11 protein-coding genes are annotated in these 16218 nt (G+C 47.5%); 3 read left to right on the forward strand and 8 right to left on the reverse strand.

Annotated features, from left to right (window positions below):
• Positions 1–92: 92 nt before the first annotated feature.
• Positions 93–917, reverse strand: coding sequence for a shikimate 5-dehydrogenase (locus HMPREF3091_RS05645; protein WP_070714705.1), 825 nt, complete (start codon positions 915–917; stop codon positions 93–95).
• Between the two features lie 202 nt (positions 918–1119).
• A complete protein-coding gene (locus HMPREF3091_RS05650) occupies positions 1120–2004 on the reverse strand; it encodes a nucleoside-specific channel-forming protein Tsx (RefSeq protein WP_004846922.1) in 885 nt (294 codons plus the stop codon).
• 659 nt (positions 2005–2663) lie between these two features.
• Between HMPREF3091_RS05650 and HMPREF3091_RS05655 the strand changes: the two genes are divergently transcribed.
• A complete protein-coding gene (locus HMPREF3091_RS05655) occupies positions 2664–3314 on the forward strand; it encodes a PAQR family membrane homeostasis protein TrhA (protein WP_004846918.1) in 651 nt (216 codons plus the stop codon).
• Positions 3315–3485: 171 nt separating this feature from the next.
• Here the strand turns inward: HMPREF3091_RS05655 and HMPREF3091_RS05660 are convergent, their stop codons facing one another.
• Entirely contained in the window at positions 3486–4886 is a 1401-nt protein-coding gene (locus HMPREF3091_RS05660; protein ID WP_070714708.1) for an alanine/glycine:cation symporter family protein, read from the reverse strand.
• 570 nt (positions 4887–5456) lie between these two features.
• Between HMPREF3091_RS05660 and HMPREF3091_RS05665 the strand changes: the two genes are divergently transcribed.
• Positions 5457–7610, forward strand: coding sequence for an SEL1-like repeat protein (locus HMPREF3091_RS05665; RefSeq protein WP_070714710.1), 2154 nt, complete (start codon positions 5457–5459; stop codon positions 7608–7610).
• Positions 7611–7725: 115 nt separating this feature from the next.
• On the opposite strand, the gene alsS is transcribed toward HMPREF3091_RS05665, so the two are convergent.
• Together alsS and budA are read right to left on the reverse strand one after the other, a co-directional pair.
• Positions 7726–9402, reverse strand: a complete 1677-nt coding sequence (gene alsS / locus HMPREF3091_RS05670; RefSeq protein WP_070714713.1) for an acetolactate synthase AlsS — start codon at positions 9400–9402, stop codon at positions 7726–7728.
• A gap of 29 nt (positions 9403–9431) precedes the next feature.
• Positions 9432–10214, reverse strand: coding sequence for an acetolactate decarboxylase (budA, locus tag HMPREF3091_RS05675; protein WP_008815037.1), 783 nt, complete (start codon positions 10212–10214; stop codon positions 9432–9434).
• A gap of 103 nt (positions 10215–10317) precedes the next feature.
• On the opposite strand from budA, the gene HMPREF3091_RS05680 reads away from it, so the two are divergent.
• The gene (locus HMPREF3091_RS05680) at positions 10318–11190 is read left to right on the forward strand and encodes a LysR substrate-binding domain-containing protein (RefSeq protein WP_070714715.1); all 873 of its coding nucleotides are present in this window, start codon (positions 10318–10320) and stop codon (positions 11188–11190) included.
• Positions 11191–11285: 95 nt separating this feature from the next.
• On the opposite strand, the gene gcvP is transcribed toward HMPREF3091_RS05680, so the two are convergent.
• From gcvP to gcvT, 3 genes are all read right to left on the reverse strand, one after another.
• A complete protein-coding gene (gcvP, locus tag HMPREF3091_RS05685) occupies positions 11286–14168 on the reverse strand; it encodes an aminomethyl-transferring glycine dehydrogenase (protein WP_004846901.1) in 2883 nt (960 codons plus the stop codon).
• 148 nt (positions 14169–14316) lie between these two features.
• A complete protein-coding gene (gcvH, locus tag HMPREF3091_RS05690) occupies positions 14317–14703 on the reverse strand; it encodes a glycine cleavage system protein GcvH (RefSeq protein WP_070714717.1) in 387 nt (128 codons plus the stop codon).
• Positions 14704–14857: 154 nt separating this feature from the next.
• A complete protein-coding gene (gcvT, locus tag HMPREF3091_RS05695; RefSeq protein ID WP_070714719.1) occupies positions 14858–15955 on the reverse strand; it encodes a glycine cleavage system aminomethyltransferase GcvT in 1098 nt (365 codons plus the stop codon).
• Positions 15956–16218: the final 263 nt, after the last annotated feature.

The following is a 16218-nucleotide window of genomic DNA, read 5'->3' on the forward strand; positions in this document are numbered from 1 at the left end:
TATGTGATATTCGATGCTTTAGGCGTACGAAACCTTTCATAGTTCTAACATAAAGGCTCAACTGCAAGACTCAGCCCCCCTACTCATCCTTTTTATGCACTCTCCCTCGCATATTTCGCCGCAGCTAAAAACAACTCATGATCCGGTCTAATCCCGGTATACAACACAAACTGTTCGACCGCTTGAATCGCAAACACCTCTGCGCCGCTGATAACGGTTTTGCCCTGTGTCTTGGCGTAGCGGATCATTGGCGTTTCCGATGGCAGTGCAACCACGTCAAAAACCACGTTTGCGGAGTTGATTTCATCTTCGCTGTAGGCAAGTTTATCGGCGTCAGCGCCGCCGCTCATACCAATTGGCGTCGCGTTAATTAATACCTCGGCGGTGACACCTTGCATATCCGCGCGCCATTCATAGCCATATAACTCGGCCAATTGCTGCCCCGTCTTTTCATTTTTAGCCACGATATAGCCACGCTTAAAACCAGCATCTTTCAACGCGCAAGCTACGGCTTTCGCCATACCGCCGCTACCACGTAAAGCAAAAACCTGATCATTAGACACCGCATACTGTGCCAACAGTTGCGCAATCGCCAAATAATCGGTGTTATAGGCCTTTAAATGACCATCAGTGTTAACAATGGTATTAACTGAATCAATCGCCTTAGCAGATGCATCCATTTCATCGACTAACGGGATCACATCCTCTTTAAACGGCATCGAAATCGCACATCCGCGAATCCCCAGCGCACGAACGCCGCCTATAGCCGCCTGAATATCTTTGGTCGTAAACGCTTTGTAGAGATAGTCCAGATCCAGTGCATCGTAAAGATAGTTATGGAAACGAGTACCAAAATTACTTGGCCGCGCCGCCAGCGACATACAAACCTGCGTATCTTTATTTAGGTATTTGGTCATGTAACAAAGCCTCTTCGCCAAAGGTGAATATGAGTAAAGCCGCAGAGATGCGCCCGTATTGAGGTCTATCATGGACTAAAATGGGGAAGGTGAAAATGGCTGAATATCTTCTCTTTAGTTCCTCTTTTATAGCAACACTGCGACTCGCCAGAACGCAAAAAAGGAGCCATAAGGCTCCTCTCTCTATGCATATTGGCAAAACTTAGAAGTTATAACCTGCAACCAGGTAGTAACCCCAGCCGGTAGATTTCACGTCAAAGTTACCTTTACCGAAGTTCAGTTCAGTACCATCGTTCCACTGTCCGCCATTATGGAAGTAACGCGCAACGAAGGAGTAGTGCCAGTGATCGTAGTTCAATGCCAAGATGTGGCTGGAGGCGATAGAGTTGCTAGTACGAGTACGCTTGCCATCGATGTTGCTGTAGCCAGAGTCTTTGCCCAGGTCAGAACCCCAGTCAAAGTTGGTAAAGCCGATGTAGCTCAGGTTGCCACCCAATACTTCGGTGATTGGCACGAAGTATTTAACTTTGAAGCGGTAACCATCCCACTCGTTTTCGTTAGACGCATTGTAGTTCTGCCATTGGTATTTGGCATATACGTTCATGGACAGGCTCATTGGTAGGCCGGTATCGATATCGGTACCCAAACCCATATACCAAGTGCTCTGGCGGTTATCGCTGTTACGCCCCATATCGTAGATATAGTTGTTCGCGAAGTACCACTCTTTAAACGGACCAAAGCTCAGGTCGGTGCCAGTCAGTTTATCAATAGAGAAACGTGGTTCGATTTCCATGAACAACGGTGAACCGTGGTTCCAGATACCGCGAGAGGTGCTGTCACCACCGAAGAACATTGGCGCATCCACGTAACCGTAGAAGTCGAACCAATCTTTCTTGGCAAAAGCTTCATATTCTAAGTAGGTATCGTCACGTAATTGTGGTCCGAAACGCGTATGAGCACTGCCCACGACGTTAACGCTCTGGTGCCACCAGTCAGAAAGATATTCGCTGTTGTTGTCTGCTGCTACAGCAGTAACGCTGCTTGAAAGCGCAAGCACGGTGCCTGCAGCTAAAATTATTTTTTTCATAATATTGCTACTTACCTTAAGCAAGATTCCCTGCCAGGGGAAAGACCCATGTAAACATCACCACAAATAGCCATCAATTGATCAACAACCCAGCTTTCTGGCTGCGTGTATTATAGAAATCATTGCTCACAAAAATCTGTGATCTAGGAATACATTCTTAAATACGTAATCGATTGCATTCACGTTTGCGGTAAAAAAATCCGGAGGGATTCTACAATCTTTGCAGGATTAATCAAATTTAAAACGAAGAGAACAATTTTAAAACAGCCCGACAAGGCTTGCCCTGTAAGGGTTTCATCAATAGTCATCAACTAACATGATCACCTGTAGCCACGTTGCGCAACGTTATCTACGAAAAGTCTGACGAAACTTTGCTGTTGTAACAGTGTCGCACCAAACAGATGTTTGGAAGATAATAAAACAGCTCCAATTTTGTGATAATTATGACACCACGCTTATGCACGCGACATTATAAAAACTTATTTATTCCCTTATAAATCATTTAATTAGTTGATAACTAGAAGCCAAAATATTACTCCCTATCCTGTTTTAATTATATTTTGGCGTACACGTGTACACTGGAATCATTCTCAGCTAATCTAGCCTTAGCTTTACACCATCACATGTTTTTCATTGTTCAACAGAGGTAACGCCGCACTATGGCAAAGGCAAATATTGTTCAGCAGGGATATTCGCTGGCAGAGGAAGTTGCCAACAGCATCAGCCACGGAGTTGGTTTTATTCTAGGCATCGTCGGCTTAGTGTTATTACTGGTGCAAGCCGTTGGCACCGGAGCTGACGCCACCGCGATCACCAGTTACAGCCTGTATGGCGGCAGCATGATTCTGCTGTTTCTGGCCTCCACGCTGTATCACGCAATTTCACATCAGCGCGCCAAGCGTTGGCTAAAGGTGTTTGACCACTGCGCAATCTATCTATTGATTGCCGGCACCTATACCCCTTTCTTGCTGGTTGGGCTGGACTCAACGCTAGCTAAATGGCTGATGGCGGTGATCTGGGGAATTGCGCTATTTGGCATTATCTTCAAACTCGCATTTGCGCATCGCTTTGAAGTGTTGTCGTTGATCACCTATCTGACGATGGGATGGTTGTCGCTGATTGTGATTTACCAACTGGCGACCAAGCTGGCATGGGGCGGAGTGACACTGCTTGCTATCGGCGGGATTGTTTATACGCTGGGAGTGATTTTTTACGTCAGCAAACGCATCCCCTACAACCACGCCATCTGGCATGCGTTTGTACTCGGCGGCTGCGCTTGTCACTTCTTTGCGATTTATTTGTACGTGTAGCTGACGTTGGACTACGTAAAAGACCGGAATGATGAAACGAGGGCACCCACGTAGCAGGCTGGAAGGTGGTGCCGAGGCGTCGGAGGGCGGCGATTGAGCCCTCCGACACGGACGCCTGCACAATGCAGATGTAAGACCGGATATATTAGGCAGACGTAATATTCACCCAGTTTAATCTTGTTTCAACGCCACTTTTCCGCCTACCAACTTGCTCATTTTAATCACTATCGGCGACAGCAAAATCAACGCGATAAGGTTTGGTAGCACCATCAGCCCGTTGAACATATCGGCCATATTCCATACCAGCTCAACCTTGAAGAATGACGCAATAAAGATAAAGGCGATCACCATCAGTTGATAAGCACGTACCGCTCTTTGTGAATTGAATAGGTAGCGAATGTTCATTTCACCGTAGTAGTACCAACCGACAATCGTTGAAAAAGCAAAGAAAAATAGGGAGACAGAAATAAACAGGCTGCCGAAATAGCCGTAGACATAGGTATACGCTTGCTGAGTGACCGCAATTCCTTGACCGGTAAACACACCGAGGAAATTAGCCTGAGTTTTACCATCCAGTTCCCACATGCTCATACCTGAAGTGATAATCGCCAATGCCGTCAACGTTACGATGACGCACACGACGAAAACCCCCATCATCGCGATATAACCCTGTTGTTCTGGACGTTCGACCTTAGCGACCGCATGCGCATGAGGCGTAGACCCCATACCGGCTTCATTGGAGAACAGGCCGCGAGCAATACCAAAACGCATTGCCTGCTGGATGGCAATCCCTGCCCCACCGCCTAACACCGCTGTCGGATTAAACGCCGCAACGAAGATCGATTTAAACGCAGGCAAAATATAGTGTGCGTTATGCACCAAAATCACCAGAGTACCCAATAAATAGAAGACGGCTTTAATAGGCACCACTTTCTCAGTAAAGGACGCAATACTGCTGATCCCGCCCATAATGACCACGCCGGTAATCAACGCAAGAATAATACCAATGACCCAACCCGGAACACCTAAAGAACTATTAAACGCCGCGGCAATAGAGTTGGATTGAACCATGTTGCCGATAAAGCCTAATGCAATAATCACTAACACCGAGAAAATACAGGCGAGCCATTTGCAGTTCAGACCCTTTTCGATGTAATACGCTGGTCCACCGACGACCTGCCCATTTTTATCTTTCGATCTGAATTTTTGAGCCAACATCGCTTCAGCATAAATTGTCGCCATCCCAAGAAACGACGAAACCCACATCCAGAAAATCGCACCTGGACCACCAGCAATAATGGCCGTAGCCGGCCCCGCTAAGTTCCCCGTGCCAACCTGCCCAGCAATCGCCGTCGCCACGGCTTGAAAAGAGCTCATCCCCTGCTTATCTGCTTTAGCGCCAGACAGCGAGATACCACTAAACAAGGCATTAAATCCCGAGCCAAAATGACGGATTTGGATGAAACCCAAACGCAGTGTGTAATAAATCCCCGTCCCACAAAGTAGAAAAATCAGTAGTTCATCCCAAAGCAGGCTGTTGACCTGATTAACTAACTGAGTAATGAATTCCATAAATGCCTTACCTGTTTTATGCCAGCGCGCGTGTGGTCACGCGTCAAAGTTGTCGTGCAAAACCAATAGCTCACCCGTAGTCGTTAAAAGCACCAAGGTGGATTGTCATGATGAAAATGCTGATATATCAGCCAATAAGCCTAGATAGACTGGCTGATCTTGTATTCATTAGGGGAACATTTCACGGTGAGAACTCTATCACACTTTTATCACCATTCTGGGGTTGAATGAGGGGAAAGTCAGCATGAGTAAAAGTGATGATTAGTGTAAGTAATAGAATGTTAAACCATCATAACTAAATGATAAAAATAGATTTATTCAGACCCTCCCAAGAGGTAAGTCATTGGGTATCTGCAACTTATGCATTAGAAAACTTCATCCAAAACAAATGAGAAAAAGTAAGGGAAATCCAAAACCCGCTTACGCCCCCGTTTTCATGCTCATATTTTGTAACCAATCCCCGAGCCACAAGAGAAAACATTAAGCATAGAACAGGGTCTGAGTATCTAATAAAACGCCATTCGAGCAGTGAGTTCGAAGTGACATAGCAATGTCAAAGGATGACACCCCATGAAAGCCAAACTCGTTTTTCTCCCTTTTGCGCTGTTATTGCTATTTGGTCATGCCTACGCAGCCATGCCAGATATTCCCCCCTCTTTACTAAAGGAGGCACAACAAGGTGATGCCAGTGCTCAAAATAAAATCGGCGATAGCTACTTTGAGGAGGAGGAGTATCAACAAGCGCTCATTTGGTATCAGAAAGCCGCTGACCAAGGCTTTATTACAGCGCAAATCAACCTTGCCTATATGTACGACGATGGAGACGGCATTCCAAAAAACGACCAGCAAGCCGTGGTTTGGTATAGAAAAGCAGCCGAGCAAGGTAATGCAATGGCACAATTTAATCTTGCAGTCAAATACGATGAGGGCAAAGGCGTACCGTTAGATAATAAACAAGCCATTGCTTGGTATAAAAAAGCCGCCGAGCAAGGTTATGCCGTTGCACAATTTAATCTTGCACTCAAATATGATGAGGGCCAAGGAGTACCTTTAGACGATAGACAAGCTGTTATCTGGTATCAGAAAGCAGCCGACCAAGGCCATGCTGATGCACAAAATAATCTCGGAGCATCCTATCAAAACGGTGATGGCGTACCACGAAATATCCATCTTGCTATTAGCTGGTACGAAAAATCTGCCGAACAAGAGAACTACATAGCGGAAAGTAATCTTGAAAACATATACCGCAGTGGCGAAGGTGTTCCAAAAGATACTCAAAAGGCAGATTATTGGATGCAAAAATCCTACGCCGAGCAGGGAAAAGCCGGATACCAGAATTCATTAGCAACACTCTATTACAATGGGACTGGTGTATCACAGGATTATCAGAAAGCAGTCATTTGGTATCAAAAATCAGCCGAACAAGGTTATGCAATGGCACAATATAATCTTGGTTTGATATATGAATATGGAAAGGGAGTGACACCAGATTTTCCTTTAGCGCTATCTTGGTACACCAAAGCCGCAGAACAAGACGATATCAATGCGCAACAACGCTTAGCCACTCTGTATCAAAATGGTCAAGGCATAATACCTAAAGATCCGCAGCAAGCTGCATTCTGGCAATTAAAAGCCGCAATAAATCCCCAGAGAAATAAAAAAACAAATGATATAGATAGAGTCATCAATTTTTTCGTTAAAGATTTCAATGATTCAATAGCTTGGATTAAAAATGAGAAAACGGTAGATGACATTGCAGAAGAGTTTATCCTCAGTAAAAAATATGATCATGGCAATGGAACAATAAAAGATTACCAAAAAGCGTTACTTTCTTGGTATCAACAGACGGCCGATCGGGATGGTGCGGAAGCCCAATATAACCTAGGACGGATGCTTGAAGACGGAACAGGGGTTCCTCAAAACCCTAAGCAAGCGGTGGTTTGGTACAAAAAATCCGCAGAGCAAGATTATGCTGTCGCACAATATTCGCTAGCTCTAATGTATGATCTTGGTAATAAAATTCCGCAGAATTATTCTCAAGCGTTGATTTGGTACACCAAAGCAGCCGAACTAAATGACGCTAATGCACAAAACAATCTCGCAGCCATGTATGGAAATGCGAAAGGAATTCCCAGAGATAATAAAAAAGCACTTTTTTGGTATACAAAATCAGCAGAGCAAGGCGCCAGCATTGCACAATATAATGTTGGTCAAGTCTATGAAAATGGCAGTGGTACATCGATTGATTACCAGAAGGCGTTAGTGTGGTATACCAAAGCCGCTGAGCAAGGGGAATCAGCCGCTTATGTAAAAATTGGTCATATTTACCGTGATGGGCGTGGCGTCGCCCAAAACTATACCACCGCCATTGAGTGGTATCAAAAAGGCATAGCATCAGGGAATATAGATGCAAAAATTAGCTTAGCCGAAATGTTCTATTATGGATTAGGAGTAGCTCAGGATTATCAAAAAGCATTCAGCCAATACGAAGAACTTGCCAAACAAGGTTATGCCTCGCCTCAATTAACACTTGGGTACCTATACGAAAATGGAGAAGGTGTTGCCAAGGATTATATTCAGGCATGGGCGTGGTATGCAGTCGCCATTTATAATGGTGAGAAGAAAGACATTCAGTGTTTAAAACAAAATATGACTGAATTAGATTTAGATAAAGCAGAAATGCTCGCTCATCACTATATTATTCAATATAGAAAGAAAACGTAATCCTTGAAGAAATAACGATGGTAAAAAAAGCCTCATCGATAAAATGATGAGGCTGAAACCGAAGAGATGCTATGTCAGACACTCCTCGGGGTAGGTGAAATCAATGGCTCTTGAATTAGAACATTTCGCTCATATTCAGTTGGCTCATCAGCAACGCATTATCGCTATAGTCGACCGGTACGGCGACAACCGCAGGTCCTTGCACATCCATGGCGGCGCGAAGCGTGCTCTCGAGCGTTTCCGAGGAGGTAACGGCAAAACCTTTAGCCCCAAAAGCTTCAGCATAAACTTTAAAGTCAATGGGCCCAAACTTAACCCCTGACGTGCGGTGATACTTTTTATCTTCTTGAATCGCAACCATATTATATTCGTCATCGACCCAAATAATATGCAGCAGGTTTACGCCTAAACGTACGGCAGTTTCTAGCTCCATGCTGGATTGCATAAAACCACCGTCTCCAGAAACCGAGACCACTTTGCGGCTAGGATCGACTAACGCAGCACCTATTGCCCACGGTAACGCAACGCCCATGGTTTGCTGTCCATTTGAGATCAACACCTGACGCGCACGGAAACTGTACAGGTAGCGAGCAATCCAAATATGGAAACTTCCCATATCTACGCATAACGTCACATCACTATTGACGATATCCTGCATCGCTCTAACCAAGCGCAACGGATGAATCGCAAACTGCGTTAGGCTACGGCCTTTTTGTGCCAGAAGTTCCCGTTGCTGACGCCGCTCTTCTAAAATAGCCACCGCATCACGGCTTAAATCCAGCGCGGCATGAATATGCTCAGAAAGCAGATCCAACGTATCGGCGATATCACCCACCAGTTCAATATCTGGCTGATAATCGCTATCGGTTTCGGCAGGCATGATATCGACATGTACCAACGCACTTTCGTCGTTATTCCACTGTGCTGGTTCATATTCTATCGGGCTGTAACCAATAGTTATCACCAGATCCGCATTCCTCAGCAGACGATCCCCTGCCTGATTATTGAATAACCCCACCCGACCAGCAAAGCGATGGAAATGCGCCTGATCGATAACCCCCGCAGCTTGATAGGTACTGGTAACGGGCAGCCCACTTTTATGTAAAAACCGGCGAATAGCTTCAGCATTACGCGGCTGGCTGGCCATCAGTCCCAGCAAAATGACTGGATTTTTGGCTTTCTCAAGACGGCGTGCGACTTGAGCCACACTCTCAAAAGGAGCCGCACCAAGAGTAGGGTGCTGCGTCGTCAACACCCTGCTATTGACTGGCTCGTTGAGAATATCCATGGGTAGACTAATGAAACTTGCCCCAGGACGCCCAAACTCTGCCGCTCTAAAACCATTGGCTAACACCTCAGGCAAAGCAGAAGCCGATGTCACTTCAGCTGAATACTTGGTGACCGGACGGAACATCGTCACGGTATCCATGGTCTGGTGTACCTGTTTTAAATGGTCAGCGCGTTTTACCGCCCCACCCAATGCAACCAAAGGATCACCCTCCGATGTTGCCGTGGCTACACCGGTAATTAAATTCGAACAGCCAGGTCCTGAAGTCACCAACGCTACGCCAGCTTTACCCGTCAAACGGCCCACCGCCCCCGCCATAAAAGCCGCATTTGCCTCATGACGCACAGGAATAGTTTCGATATTGGAATCGACTAATGAGTTAAATACGCGGTCAATTTTCGCACCAGGAATACCGAATACATGTTTTACCCCCTGAGCTTCCAACTGCGCGACGATCAGATCTGCCCCACACTGCCATGCTTTGTTGCTATCAGACTTTTTCATGGAACCCAACTCCTAGATGCCTTCAAGATTTAACTTTCTACAGAACGAATTGCGGTATCTAAATTTGCAGGACATAAATCAGCCTGCATAAAATCATCGTCATGGGGAAAATCGATCAGCAATTTGTCGATTGTGCCGAAGGTCAGCACACCGCTTTCCACCTGATAATCGAGAACATGCCCACCACAGTCGCGCTCTTCAGTAATGAAGTGTTCGTGATAGCCAGCAACGTTGATACCTTGCATATAGTTAGGGGTGAGGAACCCAATCAGTACGCCCTTACGCTGTTCAATGTGATATGTCGGCTGCGCTTCAATAGCCTCCTGCATCGGCTTATAAGGACGATGCTGTTCAGGTACAGTCCGCGTTTCCACATTATGGAAAACACCGTCGATGCGTAGTGCGCAAAATGCATTTTGGCTCGTCAGCATTTTGTCGATAACCTGATGGATTTCATCACGGCTATGTAGGCGGTTAATACGGTACTCTTCGGTGGGTTGGTAAAATGTCATGACGGCAAAAGGTGTCTTTTGCTCAGGCTTGGCTTTCCGAGCGCTGCCGTCACCACGTAGTTGGAAAATGTTGCGGTTAAACGCAATCATCTCACCGTCGAGGTGATTAAACGTGCCCAAGCCAAAGTCACCATGCTTGAGCAAATCGGCCATGGTGGTTTCACCTTCGTAGACCCCGCTTAATAGCGCACTCATTAGAGAAGTTTGATAAATGACGCGTTCTGGATGTTTACGATAGAGCTGCTTAGCAGTTTCTGCGATGTCTGCCACGCATGAACAGTCAGAATGATGTGCTTTCATGAGGTGATCCATTTTTTAATCATTAGCGTTGTTAACTAAAGGTTGACTCCTTTCAGCAATGAGTTCCAATATGATGTTGTGTTCACTTTGAGACGTTTTTGATATGGAACTACGCCATTTACGCTATTTCGTCGCAGTGGCTCAAACCGGTCACTTCACTCGAGCCGCTGAGCAACTCGGGATCTCCCAGCCACCACTCAGTCAGCAAATCCAAAAGCTTGAGCATGAAGTTGGCACGCCTCTCATAAAGCGCTTAACTCGCGGGATCGAGCTTACGGAAACCGGGAAAACGCTCTATAAAGACGCATGTGAAATCATCAAACTCACCGATGCCGCACTGGAACGTGCTCGCAACGTGGCGCGCGGTATCAGTGGTTCCGTCAATATTGGATTTGCGTGCTCTACGGCGTTTAATCCCACGGTATTTTCGCTGTTACGCCGCTTTCGCGAAAACTACCCAAAGATGCACCTCCAGCCGCAAGAGAAAGACATGTCGGCATTGATGAACGCACTTGAAGAAGGGAATCTGGATTTTGCTTTTATCCGCCTGCCGTGCGAGCGCAGTAAAGACTTTATGTGCCGAGTGATCGACACAGAGAAAATGATGGTGGCTTTACCGCGTACTCATCCTCTCAGCCAAAATAAATCCCTATCATTACTAGAGCTGAAAGATGAGCCGCTGATTACCTTTCCACGAGAGGTGGCGCCAAGTCTATATGACCAAACGATTAACGCCTGTGAAGAAGCCGGATTCACGCCGTTGTTAGGCCAACAATCTCCTCAGCTAACCTCGGCAATTAGCATGGTGGGAGGAGGATTTGGCTTTGCTCTCGTTCCGGCTTCGCTAAGCAAAATAGATGAAAAAAACGTGGTTTGTCTTGAGTCTCTCCGGGCGCTGCCTACCAGCGATATCGCCATTGCTTGGCGGCGTGGTGATTCAGGACATGTAATCCTTCACCTACTCAATTTGCTATAACGCTTTGCGAATTTATGACATAAAAAACCGCTCTGAGCTGTTGATTCACAGCATCAGAGCGGTGGTTTTGATACTTACCGTTTTATTCTAAATAACTATTCGTATTCAGAAATTGGCACACACGAGCAGAACAGATTACGATCGCCGTAGACGTCATCCAGACGTTTCACGGTTGGCCAGTATTTATTCTCTCTGGTTGATTCCGTTGGGAATACCGCCAATTCGCGTGAATAAGCGTGCTCCCAGTTTGCCACCAACTCAGCCTGAATGTGGGGAGCGTTGACCAGCGGGTTATCCGCCAATGTCCATTCGCCACTGCTGACCCGCTCAATTTCGGCGCGAATCGCTAACATGGCATCAATAAAGCGATCCAGTTCAGCTTTGCTTTCCGACTCGGTGGGCTCAACCATCAGCGTCCCCGCCACAGGGAAAGACATGGTTGGTGCGTGGAAGCCGAAATCAATAAGACGTTTAGCAATATCCATTTCGCTGATACCGGTCTGCTCTTTCAGCGGACGAATATCCAGAATACATTCGTGTGCGACACGCCCATCACGACCGGTATACAAAATTGGATAAGCCGATTTCAGGCGCGTAGCAATATAGTTCGCATTTAAAATTGCCGTCTGGCTGGCTTTTTTCAGCCCCTCAGCTCCCATCATGCGGATGTACATCCAGCTAATCGGCAGAATCGACGCGCTGCCAAACGGTGCAGCAGAAACCGCGCCTTGCTGAGTGGTTAAACCGTCAATCTGTACGATGGTATGACCCGGTACAAACGGAGCCAAATGTGATTTCACACCGATAGGCCCCATGCCCGGTCCGCCACCGCCGTGAGGGATACAGAAGGTTTTATGTAGGTTGAGATGCGACACATCCGCGCCGATATAGCCCGGCGTGGTGATCCCCACCTGTGCGTTCATGTTGGCGCCGTCAAGATAAACCTGTCCACCAAACTGATGCACGATCTGGCACACTTCACGAATGGTTTCTTCATATACGCCATGGGTCGACGGATAGGTCACCATAATACAAGACAGCTCATCGCCGGCCTGCTCTGCTTTAGCACGCAGATCGTGCAGATCGATGTTACCGGAATCGTCGCAGGCCACAACGACCACACTCATACCCGCCATTTGCGCTGAGGCTGGGTTCGTCCCATGGGCAGAACTTGGAATCAAGCAAACATGACGCGTTGCTTCGTTACGGCTCTCGTGATAGCGACGGATCGCCAGCAGCCCCGCATATTCCCCCTGAGCACCGGAGTTCGGCTGCATACACACAGCGTCATAACCGGTTAATTGCACCAGCCACTGTGACAATTGGGAAATCATTATCTGATACCCTAACGCCTGTTCTGGCGGGCAGAACGGGTGCAGTTCTGCAAATTCAGGCCAAGTAATTGGAATCATCTCCGCAGCAGCGTTCAGTTTCATCGTGCAAGAACCCAGCGGGATCATCGCCTGATTCAACGCTAAATCCTTACGCTCTAAACGATGCATGTAGCGCATCATTTCAGTTTCGCTGTGATAGCGATTGAATACTGGGTGAGTCAGAATAGGATCGGTACGCAGCATATGCGATGGGATACTGCCTTCGCTCTCTTCAGAAACTAGAGTGTCTAGCGTATCAATATCCAAGCCATGATTATCGCCTAACAGAACCGCAAACAGCGCTTCAACATCTTCACGGCTGGTCGCTTCATCCAGAGAAATCCCTACTGCGCCAGGAATATCGCTGCGTAGGTTGAAGCCAAAACTCAATGCACGAGCCAAAACCTCGGCTTTATCTTTAACTACCACCGTAAGCGTATCAAACCAGCTGTGATTACGAATGGTGACATCTTTTTGCTTCAGACCCGCAGCCAAAATATCGGTTAAACGATGAATACGATCGGCAATACGTTTCAGCCCAACTGGACCATGATAAACCGCATATAGACTGGCGATATTGGCGAGCAATACCTGCGAAGTACAAATGTTGGAGTTAGCTTTTTCGCGACGGATATGCTGTTCACGCGTCTGCATTGCCATGCGCAGCGCGGTATTACCCGCCGCATCACGCGAAACCCCAATGATGCGTCCCGGCATGGAACGTTTAAATTCGTCACGGCAGCCAAAGAAGGCCGCGTGTGGACCACCATACCCCATCGGCACACCGAAGCGTTGTGCAGAGCCAAATACGACGTCTGCACCTAATTTTCCCGGAGCCGCCAGCAGTACCAGTGCCATAGGATCGGCTGCGACACAGGTTATCACCTTGCGGTTTTTCAGCTCATTCATCAGCGCGGTGTAGTCGTGCAGCTCGCCGTAGGTCCCCACCTGTTGCAGCAATACGCCAAACACGTCTTGATGATCGAGCACTTTCTCTGCATCGTCGACGATAACGTCAAAGCCAAAAGTCTCGGCACGGGTACGTACCACATCCAGCGTTTGCGGATGAACATCTGCAGCCACAAAGAAGCGGTTAGCGTTTTTCAGCTTGCTGGCTCGTTTGGCTAACGCCATGGCTTCCGCCGCGGCTGTTGCTTCATCCAGCAGGGAAGCAGAAGCTAACTCAAGACCGGTAAGATCCTGCGTCAACTGCTGGAAATTCAGCAGTGCCTCAAGACGTCCTTGAGACACTTCCGGTTGGTATGGCGTATAAGCGGTGTACCAACCCGGATTCTCCAGCATATTGCGCTGAATAACCGGCGGCATCAGCACACCGTGGTAACCCATACCAATAAAGGATTTGTAACGTTGATTCTGACCCGCAATGGCTTTCAGCTCAGCCAACGCCTGATGTTCAGTCACGGCGTCACCCACCGCTGGCGGTGTTGGCAACTGAATATCCGATGGAACGATCTGCTCGATCAGATCACGTAAAGAGCGTGCTCCGACAGTTTCCAGCATTTCTTGCTGCTGTTGCGCAGACGGACCGATATGGCGAGCAATAAAGGATTCGCTGTTTTCGAGCTGGCTGAGAGTCTGGGTCATGAGTTACTGATTCCTAAATGTGCATACAAAAGAAATGACACTACGAACTCACTTTCTCTCCGCGATACCCTACTGCCGAGAGAAAGTTTGAAGCGCTATCTACCACGAGTTGCCGCTACGGTGCCCAAAAGCGTTCAGGCACGGACACTTAGTCTTCGATAGAAGACTCATAGGCTGCAGCATCCAGCAAGTCAGCAATCTGCGATTCGTCTGATGCTTTAATGCGGAACAACCAGCCTTCGGAATAAGGCGCGCTGTTTACCAGTTCTGGTGCACCTTCTAACTCATCGTTAATCGAGACGATTTCACCGCTGATAGGCGCATAAATATCTGAAGCCGCTTTTACGGACTCCGCTACCGCACAGTCATCCCCAGCATCGAAAGAGGCACCGACTTCAGGCAAATCGATAAACACCATATCGCCCAGCAACTCCTGTGCATGCTCGGTGATACCAACGCTATAAACCCCTTCGCCTTCTGCACGAACCCATTCGTGAGATGCGGTATATTTCAATTCAGTAGGCACGTTGCTCATCGAAATCCTCTCTTAAATGTTTGTTAAATTATACTTTCTAAGTCTGATTCAATTGGTGTAGCCAATTTAAGTGCGGTCAGCGTAGGAACCGGAATGTACTCAGTACGTGAGGATTCCGAGCGCTACCCGAACTTAACGTGGCAAGCGCAGTAGCCTAGTTAATCAGGCTTTTACCGTTGCGCACAAAACCAGGTTTAACGACACGAACCGGCATTTCACGGTTACGGATCTGCACAATAGCCTCTTCACCAATTCCTACGGGGACGCGCGCCAATGCAATACTGACACCTAAGGTTGGAGAGAAAGAACCACTGGTGATCACACCTTCTTGAAGATTTCCGTTGGTATCGGTGAAACGCACCGGAAGCTCATTACGTAACACACCTTTTTCGGTCATTACCAAGCCAACCAACTGTTCTGTGCCGTTTTCGCGTTGCTGCTCTAATGCTTCACGGCCAATAAAATCACGATCTTCCGGAGACCAAGCGATGGTCCAGCCCATATTGGCGGCTAACGGCGAAACACCTTCATCCATTTCCTGACCGTAGAGGTTCATACCCGCCTCTAAACGCAGAGTGTCACGCGCGCCTAAACCACAGGGTTTTACGCCAGCTTTAACCAGTTTTTGCCAAAACTCAGGGGCTTCACCCACGGGCAGTGCAATTTCATAACCGTTCTCGCCGGTGTAACCCGTAGTCGCAATAAAGTAATCGCCGGCCTGTACGCCAAAGAAAGGTTTCATGCCGCTGATAGCCTGCTTTTGAGCATCCGAGAACAGCGTTGCTGCTCGTTCCTGCGCTTGCGGGCCTTGAACGGCAATCAGCGCGAGATCGTCACGTACGGTGATATCAACGTGATATGGCTCGGCGTGCTCGGTGATCCATGCCAGATCCTTTTCACGCGTAGCAGAGTTAACCACCAGTCGGAAATATTCCTCGTCGAGGAAATAAACAATCAGGTCATCAATAACGCCTGCTGAGGCGTTAAGCATGCCAGTGTAGAGAGCTTTACCCGGAACCGTCAGTTTAGCGACGTCGTTTGCTAGCAGGTAGCGCAAAAACTCACGGGTTCGTGGCCCGCGCAGATCGACGATAGTCATGTGGGAAACGTCAAACATGCCTGCATCCTGGCGCACGGCATGATGCTCATCGAGCTGTGAGCCGTAGTGCAGCGGCATCATCCAACCGTGGAAATCAACCATACGCGCGCCACAGGCGACGTGCTGATCGAAGAGTGGAGTCTGTTTAGCCATCTTAACCCTCTTTTCCTGAACGTTTTGTCATCCGGTACAAGTCATTCTCTTGGCGTCCCGGGCGCACTGATAAGATATGTTTTGCCTAAAGATGTCTTCGAGCTAAAAAGCAGCAAACATCGCTACGCAAACGATACCCTTGCTCAGACGTTATCACCGAAATCAGCGATTAACCATAAGTTAAAATAAGAGTAGGTGTTAACGATAGTGAAATTTAGAGAGGGGATAATGCAGAAGTTTCACCTAGAAAACTGCGTCTAATG

This window comes from Hafnia sp. HMSC23F03, from assembly GCF_001816025.1.
In the GTDB taxonomy this organism is placed as follows: Bacteria; Pseudomonadota; Gammaproteobacteria; order Enterobacterales; family Enterobacteriaceae; genus Hafnia; species Hafnia paralvei.

Bases quoted from the DNA above. Each gene is read 5' to 3' on its own strand.
- HMPREF3091_RS05645 (WP_070714705.1), bottom strand. From the start codon at position 917: ATGACCAAATACCTAAATAAAGATACGCAGGTTTGTATGTCGCTGGCG.
- HMPREF3091_RS05650 (WP_004846922.1), bottom strand. From the start codon at position 2,004: ATGAAAAAAATAATTTTAGCTGCAGGCACCGTGCTTGCGCTTTCAAGC.
- HMPREF3091_RS05655 (WP_004846918.1), top strand. From the start codon at position 2,664: ATGGCAAAGGCAAATATTGTTCAGCAGGGATATTCGCTGGCAGAGGAA.
- HMPREF3091_RS05660 (WP_070714708.1), bottom strand. From the start codon at position 4,886: ATGGAATTCATTACTCAGTTAGTTAATCAGGTCAACAGCCTGCTTTGG.
- HMPREF3091_RS05665 (WP_070714710.1), top strand. From the start codon at position 5,457: ATGAAAGCCAAACTCGTTTTTCTCCCTTTTGCGCTGTTATTGCTATTT.
- alsS (WP_070714713.1), bottom strand. From the start codon at position 9,402: ATGAAAAAGTCTGATAGCAACAAAGCATGGCAGTGTGGGGCAGATCTG.
- budA (WP_008815037.1), bottom strand. From the start codon at position 10,214: ATGAAAGCACATCATTCTGACTGTTCATGCGTGGCAGACATCGCAGAA.
- HMPREF3091_RS05680 (WP_070714715.1), top strand. From the start codon at position 10,318: ATGGAACTACGCCATTTACGCTATTTCGTCGCAGTGGCTCAAACCGGT.
- gcvP (WP_004846901.1), bottom strand. From the start codon at position 14,168: ATGACCCAGACTCTCAGCCAGCTCGAAAACAGCGAATCCTTTATTGCT.
- gcvH (WP_070714717.1), bottom strand. From the start codon at position 14,703: ATGAGCAACGTGCCTACTGAATTGAAATATACCGCATCTCACGAATGG.
- gcvT (WP_070714719.1), bottom strand. From the start codon at position 15,955: ATGGCTAAACAGACTCCACTCTTCGATCAGCACGTCGCCTGTGGCGCG.